The sequence below is a fragment of the Orenia sp. genome, from assembly GCF_055140805.1.
Map to the genome: position 1 here is coordinate 1 of NZ_JBSQYM010000041.1, position 20705 is coordinate 20705.

General features: G+C 33.8%; 16 protein-coding genes, 6 tRNA genes, 1 rRNA gene, 1 other RNA gene and 1 other annotated feature. All 24 genes read left to right on the plus strand.

Annotation, left to right across the window (positions count from 1 at the left end; all coding sequences use genetic code 11):
• Nucleotides 1-99: ribosomal RNA gene (gene rrf, locus ACTCDL_RS05895) — 5S ribosomal RNA — on the plus strand; the annotation flags it as partial.
• A gap of 195 nt (nucleotides 100-294) precedes the next feature.
• Nucleotides 295-1242: a signal peptide peptidase SppA gene (sppA, locus tag ACTCDL_RS05900; RefSeq protein ID WP_463174976.1), complete on the plus strand. Its 948-nt coding sequence runs from the start codon at nucleotides 295-297 to the stop codon at nucleotides 1240-1242.
• Nucleotides 1243-1343: 101 nt separating this feature from the next.
• Nucleotides 1344-1554: a binding site (T-box leader), on the plus strand.
• Nucleotides 1555-1675: 121 nt separating this feature from the next.
• On the plus strand, nucleotides 1676-2839 hold the full coding sequence (locus ACTCDL_RS05905) for a pyridoxal-phosphate-dependent aminotransferase family protein (protein WP_463174978.1): 1164 nt from the start codon (nucleotides 1676-1678) through the stop codon (nucleotides 2837-2839).
• Nucleotides 2839-4422, plus strand: a complete 1584-nt coding sequence (gene serA, locus ACTCDL_RS05910; protein WP_463174981.1) for a phosphoglycerate dehydrogenase — start codon at nucleotides 2839-2841, stop codon at nucleotides 4420-4422. Before ACTCDL_RS05905 ends, serA begins: the two co-directional genes overlap by 1 nt.
• Nucleotides 4423-4452: 30 nt before the next feature.
• Nucleotides 4453-5730, plus strand: coding sequence for a serine--tRNA ligase (gene serS / locus ACTCDL_RS05915; protein ID WP_463174983.1), 1278 nt, complete (start codon nucleotides 4453-4455; stop codon nucleotides 5728-5730).
• A 108-nt stretch (nucleotides 5731-5838) separates the two neighbouring features.
• Nucleotides 5839-5930, plus strand: a tRNA-Ser gene (locus tag ACTCDL_RS05920).
• A 99-nt stretch (nucleotides 5931-6029) separates the two neighbouring features.
• Nucleotides 6030-6123: transfer RNA gene (locus tag ACTCDL_RS05925), tRNA-Ser, on the plus strand.
• A gap of 164 nt (nucleotides 6124-6287) precedes the next feature.
• Nucleotides 6288-6536, plus strand: coding sequence for a (2Fe-2S) ferredoxin domain-containing protein (locus tag ACTCDL_RS05930; protein WP_463174987.1), 249 nt, complete (start codon nucleotides 6288-6290; stop codon nucleotides 6534-6536).
• Nucleotides 6537-8234 (plus strand): [Fe-Fe] hydrogenase large subunit C-terminal domain-containing protein, encoded by a 1698-nt coding sequence (locus tag ACTCDL_RS05935; RefSeq protein WP_463174989.1) that lies wholly within the window; start codon nucleotides 6537-6539, stop codon nucleotides 8232-8234. It begins immediately after the preceding gene.
• 2 nt (nucleotides 8235-8236) lie between these two features.
• On the plus strand, nucleotides 8237-9385 hold the full coding sequence (locus ACTCDL_RS05940; RefSeq protein WP_463174992.1) for a SpoIIE family protein phosphatase: 1149 nt from the start codon (nucleotides 8237-8239) through the stop codon (nucleotides 9383-9385).
• A 21-nt stretch (nucleotides 9386-9406) separates the two neighbouring features.
• On the plus strand, nucleotides 9407-9643 hold the full coding sequence (locus ACTCDL_RS05945) for an NAD(P)H-dependent oxidoreductase subunit E (RefSeq protein ID WP_463174994.1): 237 nt from the start codon (nucleotides 9407-9409) through the stop codon (nucleotides 9641-9643).
• A gap of 40 nt (nucleotides 9644-9683) precedes the next feature.
• The gene (locus tag ACTCDL_RS05950) at nucleotides 9684-11195 is read left to right on the plus strand and encodes a 4Fe-4S dicluster domain-containing protein (RefSeq protein WP_463174997.1); all 1512 of its coding nucleotides are present in this window, start codon (nucleotides 9684-9686) and stop codon (nucleotides 11193-11195) included.
• A 16-nt stretch (nucleotides 11196-11211) separates the two neighbouring features.
• Nucleotides 11212-11856: a redox-sensing transcriptional repressor Rex gene (locus ACTCDL_RS05955; protein ID WP_463175000.1), complete on the plus strand. Its 645-nt coding sequence runs from the start codon at nucleotides 11212-11214 to the stop codon at nucleotides 11854-11856.
• A 195-nt stretch (nucleotides 11857-12051) separates the two neighbouring features.
• Nucleotides 12052-12143, plus strand: a tRNA-Ser gene (locus ACTCDL_RS05960).
• A gap of 119 nt (nucleotides 12144-12262) precedes the next feature.
• Nucleotides 12263-12356: transfer RNA gene (locus ACTCDL_RS05965), tRNA-Ser, on the plus strand.
• A gap of 121 nt (nucleotides 12357-12477) precedes the next feature.
• A tRNA-Arg gene (locus ACTCDL_RS05970) sits at nucleotides 12478-12554 on the plus strand.
• A 17-nt stretch (nucleotides 12555-12571) separates the two neighbouring features.
• Nucleotides 12572-13018, plus strand: coding sequence for a tRNA adenosine(34) deaminase TadA (tadA, locus tag ACTCDL_RS05975; protein WP_463175001.1), 447 nt, complete (start codon nucleotides 12572-12574; stop codon nucleotides 13016-13018).
• A 4-nt stretch (nucleotides 13019-13022) separates the two neighbouring features.
• A tRNA-Ser gene (locus ACTCDL_RS05980) sits at nucleotides 13023-13114 on the plus strand.
• 157 nt (nucleotides 13115-13271) lie between these two features.
• Nucleotides 13272-13536: signal recognition particle sRNA large type (ffs, locus tag ACTCDL_RS05985), an RNA gene on the plus strand.
• A gap of 44 nt (nucleotides 13537-13580) precedes the next feature.
• A complete protein-coding gene (gene dnaX / locus ACTCDL_RS05990) occupies nucleotides 13581-15227 on the plus strand; it encodes a DNA polymerase III subunit gamma/tau (protein WP_463175005.1) in 1647 nt (548 codons plus the stop codon).
• 33 nt (nucleotides 15228-15260) lie between these two features.
• Nucleotides 15261-15569: a YbaB/EbfC family nucleoid-associated protein gene (locus tag ACTCDL_RS05995; protein ID WP_463175007.1), complete on the plus strand. Its 309-nt coding sequence runs from the start codon at nucleotides 15261-15263 to the stop codon at nucleotides 15567-15569.
• A gap of 19 nt (nucleotides 15570-15588) precedes the next feature.
• Nucleotides 15589-16185: a recombination mediator RecR gene (gene recR / locus ACTCDL_RS06000; RefSeq protein ID WP_463175010.1), complete on the plus strand. Its 597-nt coding sequence runs from the start codon at nucleotides 15589-15591 to the stop codon at nucleotides 16183-16185.
• Between the two features lie 162 nt (nucleotides 16186-16347).
• Nucleotides 16348-19938, plus strand: a complete 3591-nt coding sequence (gene nifJ / locus ACTCDL_RS06005) for a pyruvate:ferredoxin (flavodoxin) oxidoreductase (protein WP_463175012.1) — start codon at nucleotides 16348-16350, stop codon at nucleotides 19936-19938.
• A gap of 314 nt (nucleotides 19939-20252) precedes the next feature.
• Nucleotides 20253-20486 (plus strand): DUF2508 family protein, encoded by a 234-nt coding sequence (locus tag ACTCDL_RS06010; protein ID WP_463175013.1) that lies wholly within the window; start codon nucleotides 20253-20255, stop codon nucleotides 20484-20486.
• Nucleotides 20487-20705 lie beyond the last annotated feature (219 nt).

Here is a 20705-nt window from a genome sequence, read left to right on the forward strand (position 1 = left end):
GGGGTCACACCTGTTCTCATTTCGAACACAGCAGTTAAGTCCTCCAGCGCCGATTGTACTGCAGGGGCAGCCCTGTGGGAGAGTAGGTCACTGCCAGAAAAATTAAAAAAACTTCTAGACTATAGTCTAGAAGTTTTTTTAATTTCAAGGAAATAAATTATACTAATAAAAAAGGATTTATTATCATTGATATCTAAATTTGATATTATCAATTAAATTACTTATTAATTTTTAACTTCTAATTTGGTTAAATTAATAATTATAATTACAGTAATATCAACTAGGAGGATGTATATGGAGATTAATGTAAAAAAAGTTCTATTGGTCATGGCGATTATATTTATGATTTCTTTATTATTTTTAGCAAGTGGTTTTTATATATTAGTTAAGAGTTTTGTTGATTCAGAAAATAAAGCTAAAGATAGTTTAGCAGTAATAAATATAAGTGGGCCTATTGTAGGAGGAGAGGGTGGAGGAGCTTTTGGTAGTATGGAAGTTACTTCCGACCAGATAATGGCTCATATTAATCAAGCTAAAGATGATGAATCAGTTAAAGGTATTTTATTAAGAGTGAACAGCCCTGGTGGTAGTTCAGCTGCTTCTGATGCAATCTATCGAGAATTAAGAAAATTTAGGGAAACTGGTAAACCTATAGTTGTATCTATGGGGGATGCAGCTGCTTCAGGTGGTTACTATGTATCTATGGCAGCTAATAAAATTTATGCTAATCCCTCTACTATTACAGGGAGTATTGGTGTTATAATGCAATTTGCTAATCTAAAAGAACTATACAATAAAATTGGCGTGGACTATATTACTATTAAAAGTAGAAAATATAAGGATTTAGGTAATCCGGATAGAGAGATGACTGCTAGAGAAAAGGAAATTTTACAAACAATGGTTGAAGGGGTATATCAACAATTTGTTGGTGCTGTCATGGAAGGTAGGTCTATGACAGAAGATAGGGTTAAAGAGCTGGCTGATGGTAGAATTTATAGTGGAGAGCAAGCTAAAGAATTAGGCTTAGTAGATGAATTAGGAACCTTTTATGATGCAGTAGATGAATTAGCTAAAATATCTGGAATTGAAGGAGAACCTAATTTGATTTATTACAATAAATTGTCGCCTATAGAAATTCTATTGGGTTCTTTTAATAAAAATTTAATTAAAGGGCTAATGAATAACTTATCGGTGCAGACAAATAATATAAAAGATAAAAATCTTGGATTCTATTATTACTAAAGAATATTTATAATAAATTTTAATTTTGATTTAAAGGGTTGCATTTTACTTTCTCTTATTATATAATATTCCATAAATAAAGAGAAAATTAAACACATATATCAAACACAATGAATAGGAATAGTAGATTTTATCTTTATCTAGAGAGAGTCAGTGGCTGCTGGGAGCTGATATAAAGATAAATCGAATCCGCCTAAGAGTGGTTAGTGAATACAAGCTAAATCGGTGGCACCGTTATCTGCCATTAAAGAGGGTCAATTTCTGACCAATTAGGGTGGCAACGCGGGTAATTATTAATCTCTCGTCCCTAACAAATCCAATTATTACTGGGTCTGTTTGGGATGGGGGATTTTTATTTATATAATTAATATTGTGTAAAAACTATTAATATCCTTTAGTAAAGCTATGAGTATCGAGAAGGGAGATAGATATTATGAAGGAGAAGAGAACATTAATGTTACCTGGTCCAACTCCGATTCCTGAAAGGGCAAGGTTGGCTGGTGCTACAGAAATGATTGGTCATCGTGAAGTAGAGTGTGAAAAGTTATTAAAAGAAGTAGTTGATGGTTTAAAGTATGTTTTCCAGACTAAAAATGATGTATTAGTTTTAACTTGTTCTGGTACTGGTGGGTTAGAAGGTTCTATTGCTAATACTTTGTCTAAGGGGGATAAGATATTATCTCTATGTACAGGGGCTTTTGGTGAAAGGTATGCTACTATTGCTGAGAAGTATGGTGTAGAAGTAGATAGGTTAGATGTTCCTTGGGGAGAAGCCGTAGAACCAAAAGAAGTAGAAGAGAAATTAGCTAGTTATAAAAAAGGAGAGATTAAAGCAATCTTAATGACTCATAATGAAACTTCAACTGGAGTTATTAATCATCCTAAACCTATAGGTAAGTTAGCTAGAAAATATAATTGTTTATTATTAATTGATGCTGTTAGCTCATTAGCAGGAATTGAATTGAAGGCAGATGAATGGGGGGCTGATGTAGTAGTTACATCTTCACAGAAAGCTTTAATGAGCCCTCCAGGGCTGTGTTTAGTAAGTATTAGTCCTAGAGCATTAAAAGCCTATGAATCATCTGATTTACCTAAATTCTATTTAGACTTTAAACGTGCTAAAGACCGTTATGATGCTAAAAATCAAACACCTGCTACACCAGCCATCTCTATTCTCTATGTATTAAGAGAAGTATTAAGAGATATTAAAAAAGAGGGATTAGAGAATGTGTTTAAAAGGCATGAAATAATTACTAAAGCAATAAGATCATCCATGAAGGCTATCGGTTTAGAGTTATTAGTTGATGATAAAATTGCTTCTAAGACAGTAACTGCTGTTAAATTGCCAGAAGGTATAGCTTATAGTCTATTAAGAAATAAGTTAAAAGATAAATATAATGTCTATGTTACTGGTAGTAAAGGACAGCTACAAGGAAAAGTCTTTAGGATTGGACATCTAGGGAATGTGAGTAGAATTGATATCTTATCTACTATATCAGCTTTAGAGTTTGTATTACTAGAGTTAGGATTTGAGTTAGAGTTAGGAGCAGGCTTAGCTGCTGCCCAAGAAGTATTTTATGAGGAGGAGAGAAGTTAATGAAGGTATTAGTTAGCGATGTTATTTCACAAAAAGGTGTTGATGTTTTAGAAGAGAATGGTATTGAGGTTACTTATAATACCAATTTATCTTATGAAGAGTTATTAGAAGAGATAGGTAAGTATGATGGAATTATTTTAAGGAGTATGACACCATTAAATGAAGAAGTCTTAAGTCATGCTACTAATTTAAAAGTAATTGCTAGGGCAGGTTCAGGTTATGATAATATTGATGTAGAAGCAGCATCTAAAATGGGAATTATAGTTTTAAATACTCCAGGACAGAATTCAATTTCTGCTGCTGAACAGACAATGGCTTTAATGCTAGGTGTTTCTAGAAATACAGCTCAAGCAAATCAAGCTTTGCATCAAGGGGTTTGGGATAGAAAGAAATATATGGGTGTTGAACTATATGAAAAGACTTTAGGTATTATTGGATTAGGGAGAATTGGTGGTTTAGTATCTCAAAGAGCTAAAGCTTTTGATATGAATATAATTGCGAGTGATCCTTATATTCCAGCTTCACGAGGTAAAGAATTAGGAGTAGAATTAGTAGAATTAGATGAATTATTAGAACAAGCTGATTATATTACTTTACATACTCCTCTAACTGAAGAAACTCATCATATTTTGAGTACAGAAGAATTTGCGAAAATGAAGGATGGGGTTAGAGTAGTAAATGTAGCTAGAGGAAAGAATGTTGATCATAAAGCCTTATATGAAGCTATTAAAAATGGTAAAGTAGCAGCAGCAGGTATAGATGTACATGAAGAAGAGCCACTTACAGAAGATTATCCTTTATTACAATTAGAAGAGAATGTAATTGTAGCACCTCATTTAGGTGGAACCACAGTTGAAGCTATGGATAATGTTTCTATTGATGCTGCTCGTCAAATGTTAATGGTATTTGAGAGAGGTTTCCCAAAAACTCCATTAAATATACCTACTTTAGAGCCAGAGGAAATGAATCAAATTAGACCATATTTCAATCTAGCAGAAAAACTTGGGAATTTCTATGCTGGTCTAACTGATAATAGAATTGAAGAAGTTGAAGTTATTTATACAGGTGAAATTACTGATTATGATTTGCAACCAGTAACCACTACACTATTAAAGGGTCTATTAAATCCTATTTTAGATGATAATGTTAATTTGGTGAATGCCAGATTACTTGCTGAAGAAAGAGGAATTAAGGTCAGTGAAAGTAAAAATGATGATACTAATATTTATTCTAGTTTGATTACTTTAAAGGTTAAAAATAGTGAAGGTGTAAGACAACTATCTGGAACTGTATTCAACAAAAATGAATTAAGAATTCTAGAAATAGATGGTTATGAAATTGATATTATACCTGAAGGGATCTTATTAGTAACTAACCATACTGACCAGCCAGGTGTAGTTGGTAAAGTTGGAACCTTATTAGGTGATAATGGGATTAATATAGCTAGCTTAAAACTGGGGCGTAATAAGATTGGTGGAAAGGCTATAATGGTTTTAAATATAGATCAAGAGATTGATAATAAATTAAAAGAAGAGTTATTAGAGATTAATGGTATGGTAGATGTAAATGTATTAACTTTATAATGAGCGTTAAGAGAGAAGAGGAGGATAAAGATGTTAGACTTAGGTTTTGTTAGAGGAAATATTGATTTGGTTAAAGAATCTTTAAATAAACGAGGAACTGAAGCTCCGATTGATGAATTTGCTGAGATTGATATAAAGAGAAGAGAGTTGATTCAAGAAGTAGAGAGCTTAAAGCAGATTCGTAATCAAGAGTCTTCTAAAATTGGATTACTGAAGAGGGATGGAAAAGAGGAAGAAGCCCAAAAAGTTATTCGAAAGATGGGAGAAGTATCAGACAAAATTAAAGATTTAGATGATAAGGTTAAAGGCTATAATCAAAAGTTAGAAGATATTATGCTAAGAATTCCCAATATTCCTAATAAAGATGTACCAGTAGGTAAAGATGAAGATGATAATGTTTGTATTAGAACATGGGGGGAACCGACAAAATTTGATTTTAAAGCCAAGCCCCATTGGGATTTAGGGGTAGATTTAGATATATTGGATTTTGAGCGAGGAGCTAAAGTAACAGGCTCTAGATTCACCTTCTTAAAAAAATCAGGAGCAAGATTAGAAAGAGCCTTGATTAGTTTTATGATTGACATTCATACTCAAGAACACGGTTATCAAGAGATATTTCCTCCTTTTATCGTGAATAGTGAGAGTATGACAGGGACAGGACAGCTTCCTAAGTTTGAAGAAGATGCTTTTAAATTAGCTGGTAGTGATTATTATTTAGTTCCAACTGCTGAAGTTCCAGTAACAAATATGTATCGTGATGAAATCCTATCTGCTGATGATTTGCCTATATATCACACAGCTTATAGTGCTTGTTTTAGATCTGAGGCTGGTTCTCATGGTCGTGATACTAGAGGTATTATTCGTCAGCATCAATTCAACAAAGTTGAAATGGTAAAGTTTGTTAAGCCCGAAGACTCTTATGAAGAGTTGGAGAAGCTAGTGGAAAATGCAGAGACTATTTTACAAAGGTTAGAGCTTCCATATCGTGTAGTTACATTGTGTACAGGTGATTTGACCTTCTCTTCTGCTAAAACTTATGATATTGAAGTTTGGTTACCAAGCTATGATACTTATCGTGAAATATCTTCTTGTAGTAATTTTGAAGATTATCAAGCAAGGCGTGCTGGAATCAGATATCGTCCTGAGCCTAATGCTAGTACAGAATATATTCATACATTAAATGGTTCAGGGCTAGCTATAGGAAGAACTGTAGCTGCCATCTTAGAAAATTATCAAAATGAAGATGGTAGCATAACTATACCCGAAGCTTTAAGACCTTATATGGGTGGAATTGAAGAGATTAATTAGGTTAGAAGTATTAATGGGTCTAAAATTTTAGATCCATTAATTTTTTATTGATTTTCCTTGACAATTCTTTTGAAATAAATTATAATAAATCTTGTGTTAAGTTAATACGGAGAGGTGTCCGAGTCCGGTTGATGGTGACGGTCTTGAAAACCGTTGTACGTTTGCGCGTACCGTGGGTTCGAATCCCACCCTCTCCGCCAATAAAAGTAGTTAACAGTGAATAGTTAACAGTTTAAGGTCAAGAACTTCAAGATCTTTTAACTGTACACTGTAAATTGTCAACTGTCAACTAATAATGTGGAGAGATACCCAAGTAGGCTGAAGGGGCGGGTTTGCTAAACCTGTAGTAGGGAATTATCTCTAGCGAGGGTTCGAATCCCTCTCTCTCCGCCATTTTAATATAATAGTTTATAATCTAATCATCCTAAAAAGGATGTTTTTTTATTTATAAAACTAAATAATAGAGTTGTCAAAAATTACTTTACATGTTAATATAAAAACAGAGATTCATTTTTTTAATTTATATTGTTAAAAAAATAACGACAGAGGGGTTTTTGATGAAAAAAATTCTAATTTGTGTTGGAAGTAGTTGTCATATTAAAGGGGCTTATCAAATTGTAGAGATATTAAAAAAGATAATCAAAGAGGAAGAATTAGATACAGAAATAGAATTAGGTGCTTCTTTTTGCCAAGGTAAATGTACAGAGGGTGTTATCCTTAAATTTGATCAAGAGATAATTACAAATGTATCTCCAGAAAATATAAAAGAACTCTTTTATAAAGAATTCAATAAAGGGGTGAATTGATTGAGCATCATTACTTTAAGTGAATCGGAGTGTAAAGACTGTTATCGTTGTGTGAGAGATTGTTCTGTCAAAGCAATTAAAATTAATAATGGTCAAGCAGAGGTTGTAAAAGAAAAATGTATTAACTGTGGACATTGTATAGAGATATGCCCACAGAATGCTAAGGGTGTTACCAATCATTTAGAAAATTTAAAGAAGTTATTAAAAGAAGAGAAGGTAATAGCCAGTATAGCTCCATCTTTTCCAGCCGCTTTTGATTGTAGTCCAGGGCAATTAATAACAGCTTTAAAGAATTTAGGATTTTATGATGTTGAGGAGACAAGTGTAGGAGCAGAAGTGATAGCAAGAAAGTATGGAGAATTATTAGAGATGGGTGATAAGACACTTATATCAGCTTGTTGTCCAGCTGTAGTTAGTTTAGTAGAGAAGCATTATCCTGATTTAATTCCTTATCTATCCCCTACGATCTCTCCTATGGTAGCCCATGCTAAGTTGATAAAGGATAACTATCGAGATTCAAAGGTAGTCTTTATAGGTCCTTGTATAGCTAAAATTAAAGAGATAGATTGGAAGAGTTCCAAAGAAGCTGTTGATTTAGCAATTACTTTTGAGGAGTTAGAAAAAATATTTTCATCTGAAGATATAGATTTGAATAATTTAGAAACAGATAAATTTAAAAGTATTTCAGGAAATTGGTCTAGAGCTTTTCCAGTAGAGAATGGTGTTTTAAAGGCAGCAAATATTAATTTCGGATTGAGTACAGAAGTATTATCCATTTCGGGATTAGGTGAATGTATGAGGACTTTTGAAGACATATTAGCAGATGAAATTAATCCGAAATTTATTGAGGCTATGGTGTGCTCTGGAGGGTGTATAAATGGTCCTGGTATCAACTCAGAGTTGAGTATTAATTCTCGAAAAGAAAGAGTAGTAAAATATGCTCAAAAGGAAGATATAGAGAAAGATAAATCTAATATTAATGAGATTAAAATAGATACAAGTCGGGAATATCTTAATCGCAAAATTGAAGAGAAGATACCTACAGAAAATCAAATTAGATTGATATTATCACAGACTGGAAAATTTAGCAAAAAAGATGAGTTGGATTGTGGTGGCTGTGGCTATAATAGCTGCCGTGAAAAAGCTATAGCTATCTATCAGGGTTTAGCTGAACTAAAGATGTGTATTCCTTATATGAAAGGTAAGATGGAGTCTTTGGCAGATATAATTGTAGAGTCATCACCTAATGCAATTATTGTTGTAGATAAAGATATGACAATTCAAAAGTTCAATCCTAAGGCAGATGAATTATTTAACCGTAATGATGAGATTGCCATAGGTCATAAATTATATAGATATATTGACCCAAAAGATTATTTAGATGCATGGTTTAATAAGAAATCTATTTCTCAAAAAAAGGTTGAATATAAACAATATGATTTGATATGTGAGCAGTCTGTCTTTCCGTTAATTGATTATGAATTGGTGATCGGTATAATTACTGATGTTACAGAGAGAGAGAATCATAATGAGAGAGTGGCTAAGATGAAAGAGACGACTTTGGAGAAAGCTAATCAAGTTATTCATAAACAGATGAAGGTAGCCCAAGAGATTGCAGGATTATTGGGGGAATCTACCTCAGAAACAAAGGCGATCTTATATGAAGTACGACAGTTAATGCAAGAGGAGGAAAGATAAATATGTTTGTGGAGACTAGTGTTTCTAGAATTTCTAAGCATAATGAAGAGTTATGTGGAGATAATGTAGAGATTGTAGAGACTGAAGATAGTAAGATTATAGTCTTATCTGATGGGTTAGGAAGTGGAGTAAAAGCAAATATATTATCTACTCTGACTACCAAGATTGCTAGCAGGTTATTAGAGAAAGGAATACCTTTAGAAGAGGTGGTAGATACCATCACCAATACATTACCAGTCTGTAAAGAGAGGCAATTAGCTTATTCTACCTTATCTATTTTACAGATATTTAATGATGGTAGAGCATATTTAGTAGAAATAGATAATCCTGATTCTTTTTTTGTAGATAGTAAGGGGAATATTTCTAAAATAGATATGAAGAAGAGAAAAGTAGGGGATAAAGAGGTAAAAGAAGCACATTTTCAATTAAATAATAATGAAATGATTATGTTAATTAGTGATGGTGTTACTCATGCCGGGGTAGGTGGCTTACTTAATTTTGGTTTGGGTTGGGATGGTATAGCAGAACATTTTGAACGAATTATTGGCAAATACCAGAGTAGTAATAAGTTTGCAGAAGAATTAATTGAGGTCTGTAATGCTTATTATTGTATGGAGCCTGGTGATGATACAACAGCTGTTATTGCACTCTTTAGGGAAGAGAGGGAACTGATATTATTCAGTGGTCCTCCTAAAAATGGAGAGAGAGATAAAGAAGTTGTTGATAAGTTAATCTCTAGTTCAGGAAAGAAGGTAATTGCAGGGGGTACTAGTGCCCAAATAGTTGCTAGAGAATTAAATGAAGAATTAGAGGTTAGTTTGACCTATTATGATCCAGAAATTCCTCCTACTTCTCAGTTAGATGGAGTAGATTTAGTTACTGAAGGCTTACTGACTTTAAATAAGACAGTAGAAAGAATCACAAATGTAAATTGTCAAGAGGACTTACCTAAACAAAAAGATGGGGCAACTGAATTAGCCAGACTGTTACTAGAAAGTGATAGTATCAAAATGTTAGTAGGTAAGAAGATTAATCCAGCCCATCAGAGTCTGAGATTGCCTGAAAATATGGCAATTAGAAAACAGATTATAAAAAGGTTAGTAAATTGTTTGAGAGATAAAGGAAAGAAGGTAATTGTAGAATGGTTTTAGCTTTATAAAGGAGGGATAAGAATGGAAATTAAAGTTCAAGTGTGTATTGGTACTCCATGTCATTTGATGGGTTCCCAGAATTTAATTGAGGCTGTACAGGATTTTAATAAAAAGACAGAGATTGATATTGATGTTGAGGCAGTTAATTGTTTAGATAGGTGTAAAGGTGCCCCAGCAGTAAGAATTAATGATGAGATATATGCTCCTACTAGACCTAAGGATTTAATTGATTTGATTAAGGATAAGTTAGATAAATAAGATAAATAAGATAAATAAGATAAATAAGGAGGAGTTTATTGTGGCTAAAAATGTTTCAGAGGTAACTAAATTAAGACGTAGAGTATTTAGTAGTATAGCTCAATTAGCTTTTGAAGGTAGATTAGAAGAGGATATTGATAAATTACCAGAGCAATTAATTCCAGAACAAGGGTTAGGTTATAGATGTTGTGCCCATAAAGAGAGAGCAATTGTTAATCACCGGATTAAATCTGCTTTAGGATTAGAAGCAAATGGTGATGCTAAGAATTTAAAGGAGTTAGCTACGCAAGCTTTGAATTTAGAAAAAGTAGAAGGGAATAATGTGAATGTACTAGATATTGCTTGTGATCGTTGTCCTTTAGATAAGTATAGAGTAAGTGATGCTTGTCGAAACTGTGTAGACCATAGCTGTATCAATGTATGCCCTAAAGATGCCATTGTTATAGTACAAAATAGAGCATATATTGATCAAAATAAGTGTATAGAGTGTGGTCTATGCCAGAAATCATGCTCCTATAATGCGATTTTAAAGATGAGCAGACCTTGTGAAACCGCTTGTGGTATAGAGGCTATTACTGCTGATAGTAATAGACAAGCAAAGATTAATTATGATAGTTGTGTTTCTTGTGGTTCTTGTATTAAGGCTTGTCCTTTTGGAGCAATTACATATAAATCACAGATTTTGCAGACTATAAATATGGTTAAAAATGAAGATGTAATTGCAATTTTAGCCCCTGCTTTTGTAGGACAATTTGGTGCTAAAATAAAAGCACCTCAGATTAAACAAGGCTTAAAAGAATTAGGTTTTAATATGATAAAAGAGGTTGCCTTAGGAGCTGATATAGTTGCTATCGAAGAGAGCCAAGAATTTTTAGATAAGGTTCCTGACAAACAGGATTATTTAACCACTTCTTGCTGTCCGGCCTTTTTAGCTCTAATTGAGCAGGAGTTTTCGGAATTAATCGAGAATATATCTAGTACTGTATCACCTATGGTGGCTTTGGCTAAAGCTTTAAAAGAGGAGTATCCAGATTCTAAAGTAGTATTTATCGGACCTTGTATCGCTAAAAAAGATGAGGCATTGAAAAATGATGAGGTAGATGCTGTATTAACCTTTGAAGAGTTGGGTTCTATGTTTGTAGGAGCGGGAATTAATTTAGCTAGTATTTCTCCTGATGATAATGATTTTGAAGATGCTACTGATGATGGAAGAACTTTTGCTAGAAGTGGTGGATTAATTAAGGCAGTAGAAGGCTCTGTATCTCAACTAGATCCAAATAGAGAGTTTAATACAATTAAGGCTCAAGGTCTAAAGGAGTGTATTAAAGTATTGAGATTGGCTAAAGCTAACCAATATCAAAACTGTTTTATAGAAGGAATGGGTTGTGAAGGAGGGTGTGTAGGAGGTCCTGCTACATTAATGGATACTAAGTTTACAACCAAGCAAGTAAATAATTTTGGCGAAGAATCTGACATAAGGTATTCAATACATAATAAAGAAGCTAAAGCTTTTATAAGCCGATTTGGGAGTCATAAATTTCACCGCAAATAAAGAGGGGGATGTTATTATGATTCATAAAGAAGGAAAATCAGTTGTGATACCTACTGCTGTTATCAAAAGATTACCTAAATATCATCGTCATCTAGGTAAACTATTGAAAAGAGGGGTAGAAAAGATTTCTTCACGAGAATTTGGGGAAATTGTTGGAGTATCAGCACCACAACTTAGACAAGATCTTAATCACTTTGGTAACTTTGGGCAACAGGGTTATGGATATAATGTAGAGAAATTGTACAATGCCTTAGCTAAGGTGATGGGTATAGAGAAGAAGAGTAATATGGTGTTGGTAGGTGTAGGGAATTTAGGTCAGGCTTTAATTAGTGCCACTGATTTTAAAAGAAGAGGTTTTAATTTGTTGACTGCTTTTGATATTAATCCAAGATTAATAGGTATGACCATCAATGGAATTAAGGTTAGAGATATTGCTAATTTAGATCAGTATGTTAAAGATAATGAGGTTAATATAGGTATTATTGCAGTACCTGAAGATTCTGCTCAAGATGTTGCCGATAATTTAGTTTCTGCGGGTGTAAAGGGGATTTGGAACTTTGCCCCTGTAGATTTGAAGGTTTCTAAAGATGTATCTGTTGAAAATGAACATCTTACTGAAGGGCTATTAAGATTATCCTTTAAGATAAAAGGGGAGATGTAAAAGAGATAAGCAAGTTATCTTTTTACAAAAAAAGGTATTTGATTTTGTTTATAGTTTATGTTATTATTATATCTGTCGCAAGGAAAGGACAAACTATTTGAAAGATATTTTATTTAAAAAATCTTTCAAATGTCCTTGACAGATATTTTATAGTGTTATATAATAATCTAGCGTCTAGAGAATTTAACAAACAATGGAGAGGTGTCCGAGTCCGGTTGATGGTGACGGTCTTGAAAACCGTTGTACGTTTGCGCGTACCGTGGGTTCGAATCCCACCCTCTCCGCCAATAAAAACAGTTAACAGTTAATAGTGAAAAGTAAACAGTAAACACTTGAGATTAATACCTTTAGAACCTTAAACTATTAACTTTTAATTTTTAATTATTAATTATTAACTAAATAACGTGGAGAGATACCCAAGTAGGCTGAAGGGGCGGGTTTGCTAAACCTGTAGTAGGGAATTATCTCTAGCGAGGGTTCGAATCCCTCTCTCTCCGCCATTTAAATTCAGTTAACAGTTTACAATTGACAGTGGACAGTTAAGTTCAAAAGCCTAAGATCTTTAAGAACTTAAGTTTTTAACTGTAAACTGTACATTATACACTGTCAACTAATCATCGTGCGCCCGTAGCTCAGCTGGATAGAGTAACTGACTACGAATCAGGAGGTCGCAGGTTCGAATCCTGCCGGGCGCGCCATAAATTTAGGTGAAAAGATGAACAAAGAATATTATATGAAAGAGGCTTTAAAAGAAGCTAAGAAAGCTTTTGATAAAGAAGAAGTTCCAATTGGTGCTGTAATCGTTAAAGATAAGAAGATTATAGCTAGAGCTCATAATTTAAAGGAAGAGTTGCAAGATGCAACAGCTCATGCAGAAGTATTGGCTATTCGTCAAGCTGCTGAAAAATTAGGGGGATGGCGTTTAAATGGATGTACTCTATATGTCACCATTGAACCGTGTCCTATGTGTGCTGGCGCATTAGTTCAATCTAGGGTTGATACTCTAGTCTATGGTGCAACTGATCCTAAAGGTGGAGCTGCTGGAACTTTATTTAATTTGGTAGACTCTAATTTATTAAATCATAGATTAGAAATACAACATGGTATTTTAGAAGATCAATGTCGCCAAATAATGAAATCTTTCTTTAGAAGATTAAGATAAATATGGAGAGGTGTCCGAGTCTGGCTTAAGGGGCTCGCCTGGAAAGCGAGTGTAGATTAACTTCTACCGAGGGTTCAAATCCCTCCCTCTCCGCCATAAAAATCATCACCGTAAGGTGTTTTTATTTTATTAACTATTTGGTAATTGATGCTATTTTTTACTTCATGTTGACTTATGATTTTATATTTGATAAAATTATAAGTGTTATAATTAAATTATGCAATAAAGGCTTCTGCCTTTATATAAATTGTGACCGTGCTAAATGGGGTGGTAGCGGTACCCTGTAACCCGCAATCCGCTATAGCGGGATTGATGTTCGCCTAAGTCTATCTTCTGTAAGGTCTGGCTTAAGTAAGTGGTGTTGACAATTGGGTCCTACGCAACGGAGCTTTATGAACCCCGTCAGGTCCGGAAGGAAGCAGCGGTAAGTAAATGTCTTCCGTGTGCCGTAGGGGTGCCTAATTCGAGCTAACTGCTTAAGTAACGCTTGGAGGAGGTAGGTGAACGCGAATGCACGGTCCTTTCTTATTATTATGATATAAATTTATTTGGGGGTTATATGATGGCCTACATTTCACTTTATAGAAAATGGCGTCCACAGAAATTTTCTGATATTGCTGGTCAACAGAATGTAGTCAAAACTTTACAAAATGCAATCAAAATGGATAGAATAGCTCATGCTTATCTATTTTGTGGACCTAGGGGTACTGGTAAGACTAGTACTGCTAAGATTTTAGCTAAAGCATTGAATTGTAAAGAAGGGCCAACTGTTAATCCGTGTGATGGATGTGACTCTTGTGATAAAATTAGAAATAATAATTCAATCGATGTCATTGAGATAGATGCTGCTTCTAATCGAGGTATTGATGAAATTAGAGACTTGAGGGAAAAAGTTAAATTTTCTCCTACTGAGGGAAATTATAAAGTATATATTATAGATGAAGTACATATGTTAACAACAGAGGCTTTTAATGCTTTACTAAAAACTTTAGAAGAGCCACCTGATTATGTTATCTTTATTTTAGCTACAACCGAACCTCATAGACTCCTACCTACTATTTTATCCAGGTGCCAACGCTTTGATTTTAGTCGCTTATCTATTAGTGATATTAAAGATAGATTGGCTTATATCTGTAGTCAGGAAGATGTTGAGGCTTCAACAGAGGTGTTAGCTACTATTGCTCGTAATGCTGATGGAGGAATGAGAGATGCTATCAGTATTTTAGACCAAGCTATCTCCTTTAGTGGACAAAAGATTAATCTTACAGATGTTGGAGAAGTATTAGGTTTAGTTAGTGATGAAATACTATTTAAGCTAACAGAGACAATTTTAAATAAAGAAATAGAGAGTAGCTTAGAGTTAATTAATAACATTATAAAACAAGGAAAGAATATAGCTAAATTTGTAAGTGATTTAATTAATCATTTGCGTAATTTATTGTTAGTAAAAGAATGTAAAGATATTAGTAAGATAATAGATGTTACTATTGAAAATAAAGAGAAATTAGAAGAACAAGCTGAAAATTTACAGGTTAGCCAATTATTAAAATGGGTAAATTCCTTAAATCAGCTACATTATGATTTGAAGCATACAACTCATCCCCGTATTAACTTAGAGATGGGAATCATTAAGCTGATTAAGCTTGATGAAGAGAACTCTTTAGATAATTTAGTAGAACGTTTGTCTAGGTTAGAAGACCTAGTGGATAATGGAAATATAATAGTAAATAATATAGATAATAAATCTTCAGTACAAACAGGTATTAAAGAAGATAATATTGAACAATCTAACTCCAAAAATAATGATCTAGAAAATAAAAATACTGTAAAGGTATCTGCTCCTGTCAACATTGATATAGATATAATCAGAGATAAATGGGAAGAGATATTAGATTATCTTAAATCCAATAAAAAGATGAGATTGCAAGCATTATTGAAAGATGCAATACCAGCAAAGGTTGAAGATAATAAGTTATTTATCTCCTTTGAGCATGAATTTCATAAAGATTCAGTAGAAAGAGAGCAAGATACTGTTGTTTCAGTATTAAAAAAGTTTTTGGGAGTTAGCTTGAAGGTTAAATGTATTTTTTCTGGAAATATTAATAATGAAGCTCAGGATAAAGAGCAAGAGATATTAGAGCATCCTTTGGTTAAGAAAGCTATTAATTTATTTAACGGCACAGTTGTTAAAGTCGAGGAGATTAGTTAATAATAATTTTTTATTTATAGGAGGATGGTATTTATGGATATGGGTAAAATGATGAAACAAGTTCAAAAGATGCAAGGACAAATGACAAAGATGCAAGATGAGTTAGCTAAAAAGACTGTTGAAGCTTCTGCTGGTGGTGGAATGGTAACTGTAACAGCAAATGGACAACAGGAGATTGTTGGAATAAAAATAGACCCTGATGCAGTAGATCCTGATGATGTTGAAATGTTAGAGGATTTAATTTTAGCGGCAGTTAATGAATCTATGCGTAAAGTACAAGATATGACTCAAAAAGAGATGGGTAAATTAACAGGTGGGATGAATATTCCAGGACTATTTTAAGTTTAAGGGGAAATAAATTATGAGATATTATGCACAACCCTTATCGCAATTGATTGGCCAACTTTCAAAATTACCAGGAGTAGGACCGAAAACTGCACAAAGATTGGCTTTTCATATTTTGGAAATGAAACAAAAAGATGCTCAAGATTTGGCAAAGTCTATTTCTGAGATAAGAAATAAATTATCATATTGTTCTATTTGTAATAATTTAACTCAAAATGATCCTTGCCAAATATGTAGTCAGCATAAAAGAGATAAGAGTCTAATCTGTGTAGTAGAAGAGGTAAAAGATGTTATTGCTATGGAAAAAACAGGAGAGTATAAAGGAGTTTATCATGTCTTGCATGGGGCGATTTCTCCTATTGATGGAGTTGGTCCAGAGGATATCAAGATAAAAAGTCTACTTCCGAGATTAGATGAGAATACTTCTGAGGTTATTTTAGCTACTGACCCTAATGTTGAAGGAGAGGCTACTGCAATGTACATATCTAAATTGCTAAAACCTTTAGGGGTTAAAGTAACTAGAATAGCTCATGGATTACCAGTTGGTGGAGATTTAGAGTATGCTGATGAAGTAACATTATCTAAAGCTTTAGAAGGTAGAAGAGAGATTTAGCCACATTTTGTGGCTTTTTTCTTTTTTGTATTATAATTATTCGAGAAAAAATAATAGAATTTTCTGAAAATTAGATTATTTGACTAGTATTAATAGTTGTAGTATACTAAAAATATGTAATTTTAGAACATAACATAAACATAAAACAAGGGGGCGGAAAGATTGGCTAAAAAAATGAAAACTATGGATGGAAACCAAGCTGCTGCATATACTTCTTATGCATTTACTGAAGTAGCTGGTATTTATCCTATCACACCATCATCTCCGATGGCTGAGTATGTTGACTTATGGGCTTCTCAAGGTAAGAAGAATTTGTATGGTATGCCTGTAAATGTTGTAGAGATGCAATCAGAAGCTGGGGCAGCTGCAACAGTACATGGTTCTTTACAAGCAGGTGCATTAACTACTACATATACTGCATCTCAAGGGTTACTTTTAAAAGTTCCTAACATGTATAAGATTGCTGGTGAATTATTACCAGGTGTTATTCATGTAGCTGCAAGATCAATTGCTGCACAGGCGTTATCAATTTTTGGTGATCACCAAGATGTAATGGCTGCTAGACAGACTGGTTTTGCAATGCTTGCTAGTGGATCAGTACAAGAAGTTATGGATCTAGGTGGGGTAGCTCACTTGGCTGCAATTGAAGGTAAGGTTCCTTTCTTACACTTCTTTGATGGATTCCGTACTTCTCATGAAATTCAAAAAGTTGAAGTAATGGATTATGAAGTATATGATCGTTTATTGGATAGAGATGCTGTTCAAGAATTTCGTAACAAAGCATTAAATCCTGAGCATCCTGTAACTCGTGGTAGTGCTCAAAATGATGACGTATACTTCCAAACTAGAGAGGTTCAAAATAAATATTATGATGCAGTTCCTGATATTGCTGCAAAATATATGGAAGAGATCTCTAAAGTAACTGGTCGTGACTATGCTCCATTTGTATATTATGGTGCTGAAGATGCAACTGATATTGTTATCGCTATGGGATCTGTAACTGAGACTATTGAAGAAACAGTAGATTATTTAGTGGCTCAAGGTCGTAAAGTAGGTTTATTAACTGTTCACTTATATCGTCCATTTAGTGCTAAGTATTTCTTCAATGCTTTACCAGAGAGTGTTGAAAGAATTGCTGTATTAGATAGAACAAAAGAGCCTGGTTCTGCAGGAGAACCATTGTACTTAGATATTAAATCAGTATTCTATGGTAAAGAAAATGCTCCGATGATTATCGGTGGACGTTATGGATTATCTTCAAAAGATACTACTCCAGCACAGATTATTGCTGTGTTTGATAATTTAGCAGGAGACGCTAAAGATAGCTTTACAATCGGTATCGTTGATGATGTAACTAACTTGTCTTTAGCAGTTGAAGAAGAAGTTAATGTATTATCTGATGATGTAACTGAAGCATTATTCTATGGATTAGGTTCTGATGGTACTGTTGGTGCTAATAAGAATACAATCAAAATCATCGGTGATAATACTGATTTATATGCACAAGGATACTTTGCATATGACTCTAAGAAGTCAGGTGGAGTAACTCGTTCTAACTTGCGTTTTGGAAAAGACCCAGTTAGATCTACTTACTTAGTATCTACTCCAAGCTTTGTATCCTGTTCTACAGATTCTTACTTAGATAAGTATGATATGCTAAGTGGATTACAAGAAGGTGGAACTTTCTTATTAAATACAGTTTCTAGTGCTGATGAAATTGTAGAAAAGATGCCTAATAGTGTTAAAAAAGTATTGGCTGAAAAAGATGCTAAGTTCTATATTATTGATGCGGTAACTTTAGCTCAAGAGATTGGTTTAGGACGCCGTACTAACACTATCATGCAATCTGCATTCTTTAAATTAAATGAGCAAATCATGCCTTATGATAAAGCTCAAACATTAATGAAAGAATATGCTGACAAGTTATATGGACGTAAAGGTAAAGAGATTGTTGAGCTTAACTGGAAGGCTATAGATAAAGGTGCTGAAGGTTTAGTAGAAGTAACAGTTGATCCAGTTTGGGCTAATCTTGAAGCAGAAGAGGCTGCAAAAGTTGACGAAAATCGTCCAGGTTTCGTTAAGAATATTGCAGATCCAATCAATGCTATCAAAGGATACGAATTACCAGTATCAGCATTTGAAGGCTATGAAGATGGAACTATGATTAATGGTGCTGCTGCTTATGAAAAACGTGGTATTGCTAACTTTGTTCCAAAATGGGTAGATGAAAACTGTATTCAATGTAATCAATGTTCTTTTGTCTGTCCTCATGCAGTAATTAGACCATTCTTAATGGATGAAGAAGAGGTGGCTAATGCTCCTGAAGGCATGACAACTAAGAAGCCAATGGGTAGAGGATTAGATGGATTACAATACCGTCTACAAATTTCTACTTTAGACTGTACTGGATGTGGAGTTTGTGCTAATGTATGTCCAGGTATGAGAGGAAATAAAGCTCTTGAAATGGTACCAATTAAAGAGTCTATTGCAGCTGGGGAACCAGAATATGCAGAATATATGTTCAATGAAGTAACATATAAAGATGACTTATTAAAAACTACTAATGTTAAAGGTTCTCAATTCTCTAAGCCATTATTTGAATTCTCTGGAGCTTGTGCTGGTTGTGGAGAGACTCCATATGTTAAGTTAATCTCTCAATTATTTGGAGATAGAATGACAATTGCAAATGCAACTGGATGTTCTTCAATTTACGGTGGTTCTTATCCAGCAACTCCATTTACTACAGATGTTGATGGTAGAGGTCCAGCATGGGCAAACTCATTATTTGAGGACAATGCTGAATTCGGATTCGGTATGAGAGTTGCTTCTGAAACTACTCGTGACAGAATTAAAAATATTATGATGGAAACTATAAATGATGTAGAGCCTGAATTAAAAGCTTTATATCAAGAATGGATGGAAAACCGTAACAGTGGTGCTATTACTAAAGACTTAAAAGCTAAATTAGTTGATGCTTTAGCTAACACTTCTTGTGAAGCAGCTAAGGATATCTTAGGTGTTAAAGACTTCATCGTAAAACAGTCTAACTGGATGATTGGTGGAGACGGCTGGGCTTATGATATCGGTTATGGTGGATTAGACCATGTAATTGCTAGTAATGAAGACATTAATATCTTGGTAGTAGATACAGAGGTTTATTCTAATACAGGTGGACAGTCTTCTAAATCTTCTCCAACTGGTTCTATCGCTAAGTTTACTGCTGGTGGTAAATCAGGTAAGAAGAAGGACTTAGCTGCAATTGCTATGACTTATGGTCATGTATATGTAGCTCAAGTATCTCATGGTGCTAGTCCAGCTCAAGTACTAAAAGCAATGCTTGAAGCTGAAGCACATGAAGGGCCATCAATTGTAATTGCTTATTCTCCATGTATTAACCATGGTGTTAAGGGTGGATTAACTAATGCTAATCAACAAGCTAAATTGGCTACTGAGTGTGGATATTGGCCAACATTCAGATTTGATCCTGCATTAGCTGAAGAAGGTAAGAATCCATTCCAAATTGATTGTAAAGACCCTCAATGGGATAAATACCATGACTTCTTAATGAGTGAAAGACGTTATTCTCAGCTATACAAGATTAATCCAGAGGAAGCAGAAGAGTTATTAGAATTAAATAAGAAAGAAGCTCAACGTCGTTGGACAATGTATCAACGTTATCTTGCAATGGATTACTCTTTAGAAAATTCTGAAGCAGCAATTGCTAAGGATGAAGTTGCAGCTACAAAAGAATAATTATAGATAATTAATTTTCAAAGCAGTGGATATAATATCCACTGCTTTTTTCTTTTTTTGTTAGATATGTGAAGTTAAAGTAAAGGGGTGTGAGTATATTGCGACACTTTTAAAATTAGCGTGAGTGGGTGTGTGAGTGTGAGTAAACCCCAATAAAAAGAAGTTTTACACACACTCACACTCATAGCTCACACTCACACTCGACACAAAGTGTCGCATTATCTCTATACAATATTATTTTAAATTTTAATATTTTCTATCCACTCTGGGTATTATATCTGTAACTATTACTTTTGAAGGAGGTCAATGATCTAATGCCTTTTGAATTTATTGATAGAATATTTAATTTTTCTAATATTTCTACAGGATTTGATGATAATTTAGAAGAGAAGATTATAGAAGCTAGAGAAGAATGGGATGATGCTAGAAGTTATTTTAATTCTGTATCTGATCCTGATTTAATCGATCATGCTATTTATTTACTAGAGGCTGCTGAAAGTAAGTATAGGTATTTATTAAAGAAGAAGAAATCAATCAATCAAAATTAAATATTGCTATAAGTATTTAAAGCTAATTAAACTTGTTGACGATAAATTGATTTCTACACTTTAATATATTCTTATTAGATAGTAAGAGGATAATTAATTACAATCAAAATAAGAATTAAAATATAGATAAACAACTTTAGAATGTAATATAAAACCCACCTCACCCCTAACCCCTCTCCTCATATCAGGAGAGGGGAATAAAAGATGCTTTAGTCCTCT

Coding starts and splice junctions, on each gene's coding strand:
- serA (WP_463174981.1), top strand. CDS start 2,839: ATGAAGGTATTAGTTAGCGATGTTATTTCACAAAAAGGTGTTGATGTT.
- ACTCDL_RS05955 (WP_463175000.1), top strand. CDS start 11,212: ATGATTCATAAAGAAGGAAAATCAGTTGTGATACCTACTGCTGTTATC.
- serS (WP_463174983.1), top strand. CDS start 4,453: ATGTTAGACTTAGGTTTTGTTAGAGGAAATATTGATTTGGTTAAAGAA.
- tadA (WP_463175001.1), top strand. CDS start 12,572: ATGAACAAAGAATATTATATGAAAGAGGCTTTAAAAGAAGCTAAGAAA.
- ACTCDL_RS05995 (WP_463175007.1), top strand. CDS start 15,261: ATGGATATGGGTAAAATGATGAAACAAGTTCAAAAGATGCAAGGACAA.
- recR (WP_463175010.1), top strand. CDS start 15,589: ATGAGATATTATGCACAACCCTTATCGCAATTGATTGGCCAACTTTCA.
- ACTCDL_RS05905 (WP_463174978.1), top strand. CDS start 1,676: ATGAAGGAGAAGAGAACATTAATGTTACCTGGTCCAACTCCGATTCCT.
- sppA (WP_463174976.1), top strand. CDS start 295: ATGGAGATTAATGTAAAAAAAGTTCTATTGGTCATGGCGATTATATTT.
- ACTCDL_RS05945 (WP_463174994.1), top strand. CDS start 9,407: ATGGAAATTAAAGTTCAAGTGTGTATTGGTACTCCATGTCATTTGATG.
- dnaX (WP_463175005.1), top strand. CDS start 13,581: ATGGCCTACATTTCACTTTATAGAAAATGGCGTCCACAGAAATTTTCT.
- ACTCDL_RS05940 (WP_463174992.1), top strand. CDS start 8,237: ATGTTTGTGGAGACTAGTGTTTCTAGAATTTCTAAGCATAATGAAGAG.
- ACTCDL_RS06010 (WP_463175013.1), top strand. CDS start 20,253: ATGCCTTTTGAATTTATTGATAGAATATTTAATTTTTCTAATATTTCT.
- ACTCDL_RS05930 (WP_463174987.1), top strand. CDS start 6,288: ATGAAAAAAATTCTAATTTGTGTTGGAAGTAGTTGTCATATTAAAGGG.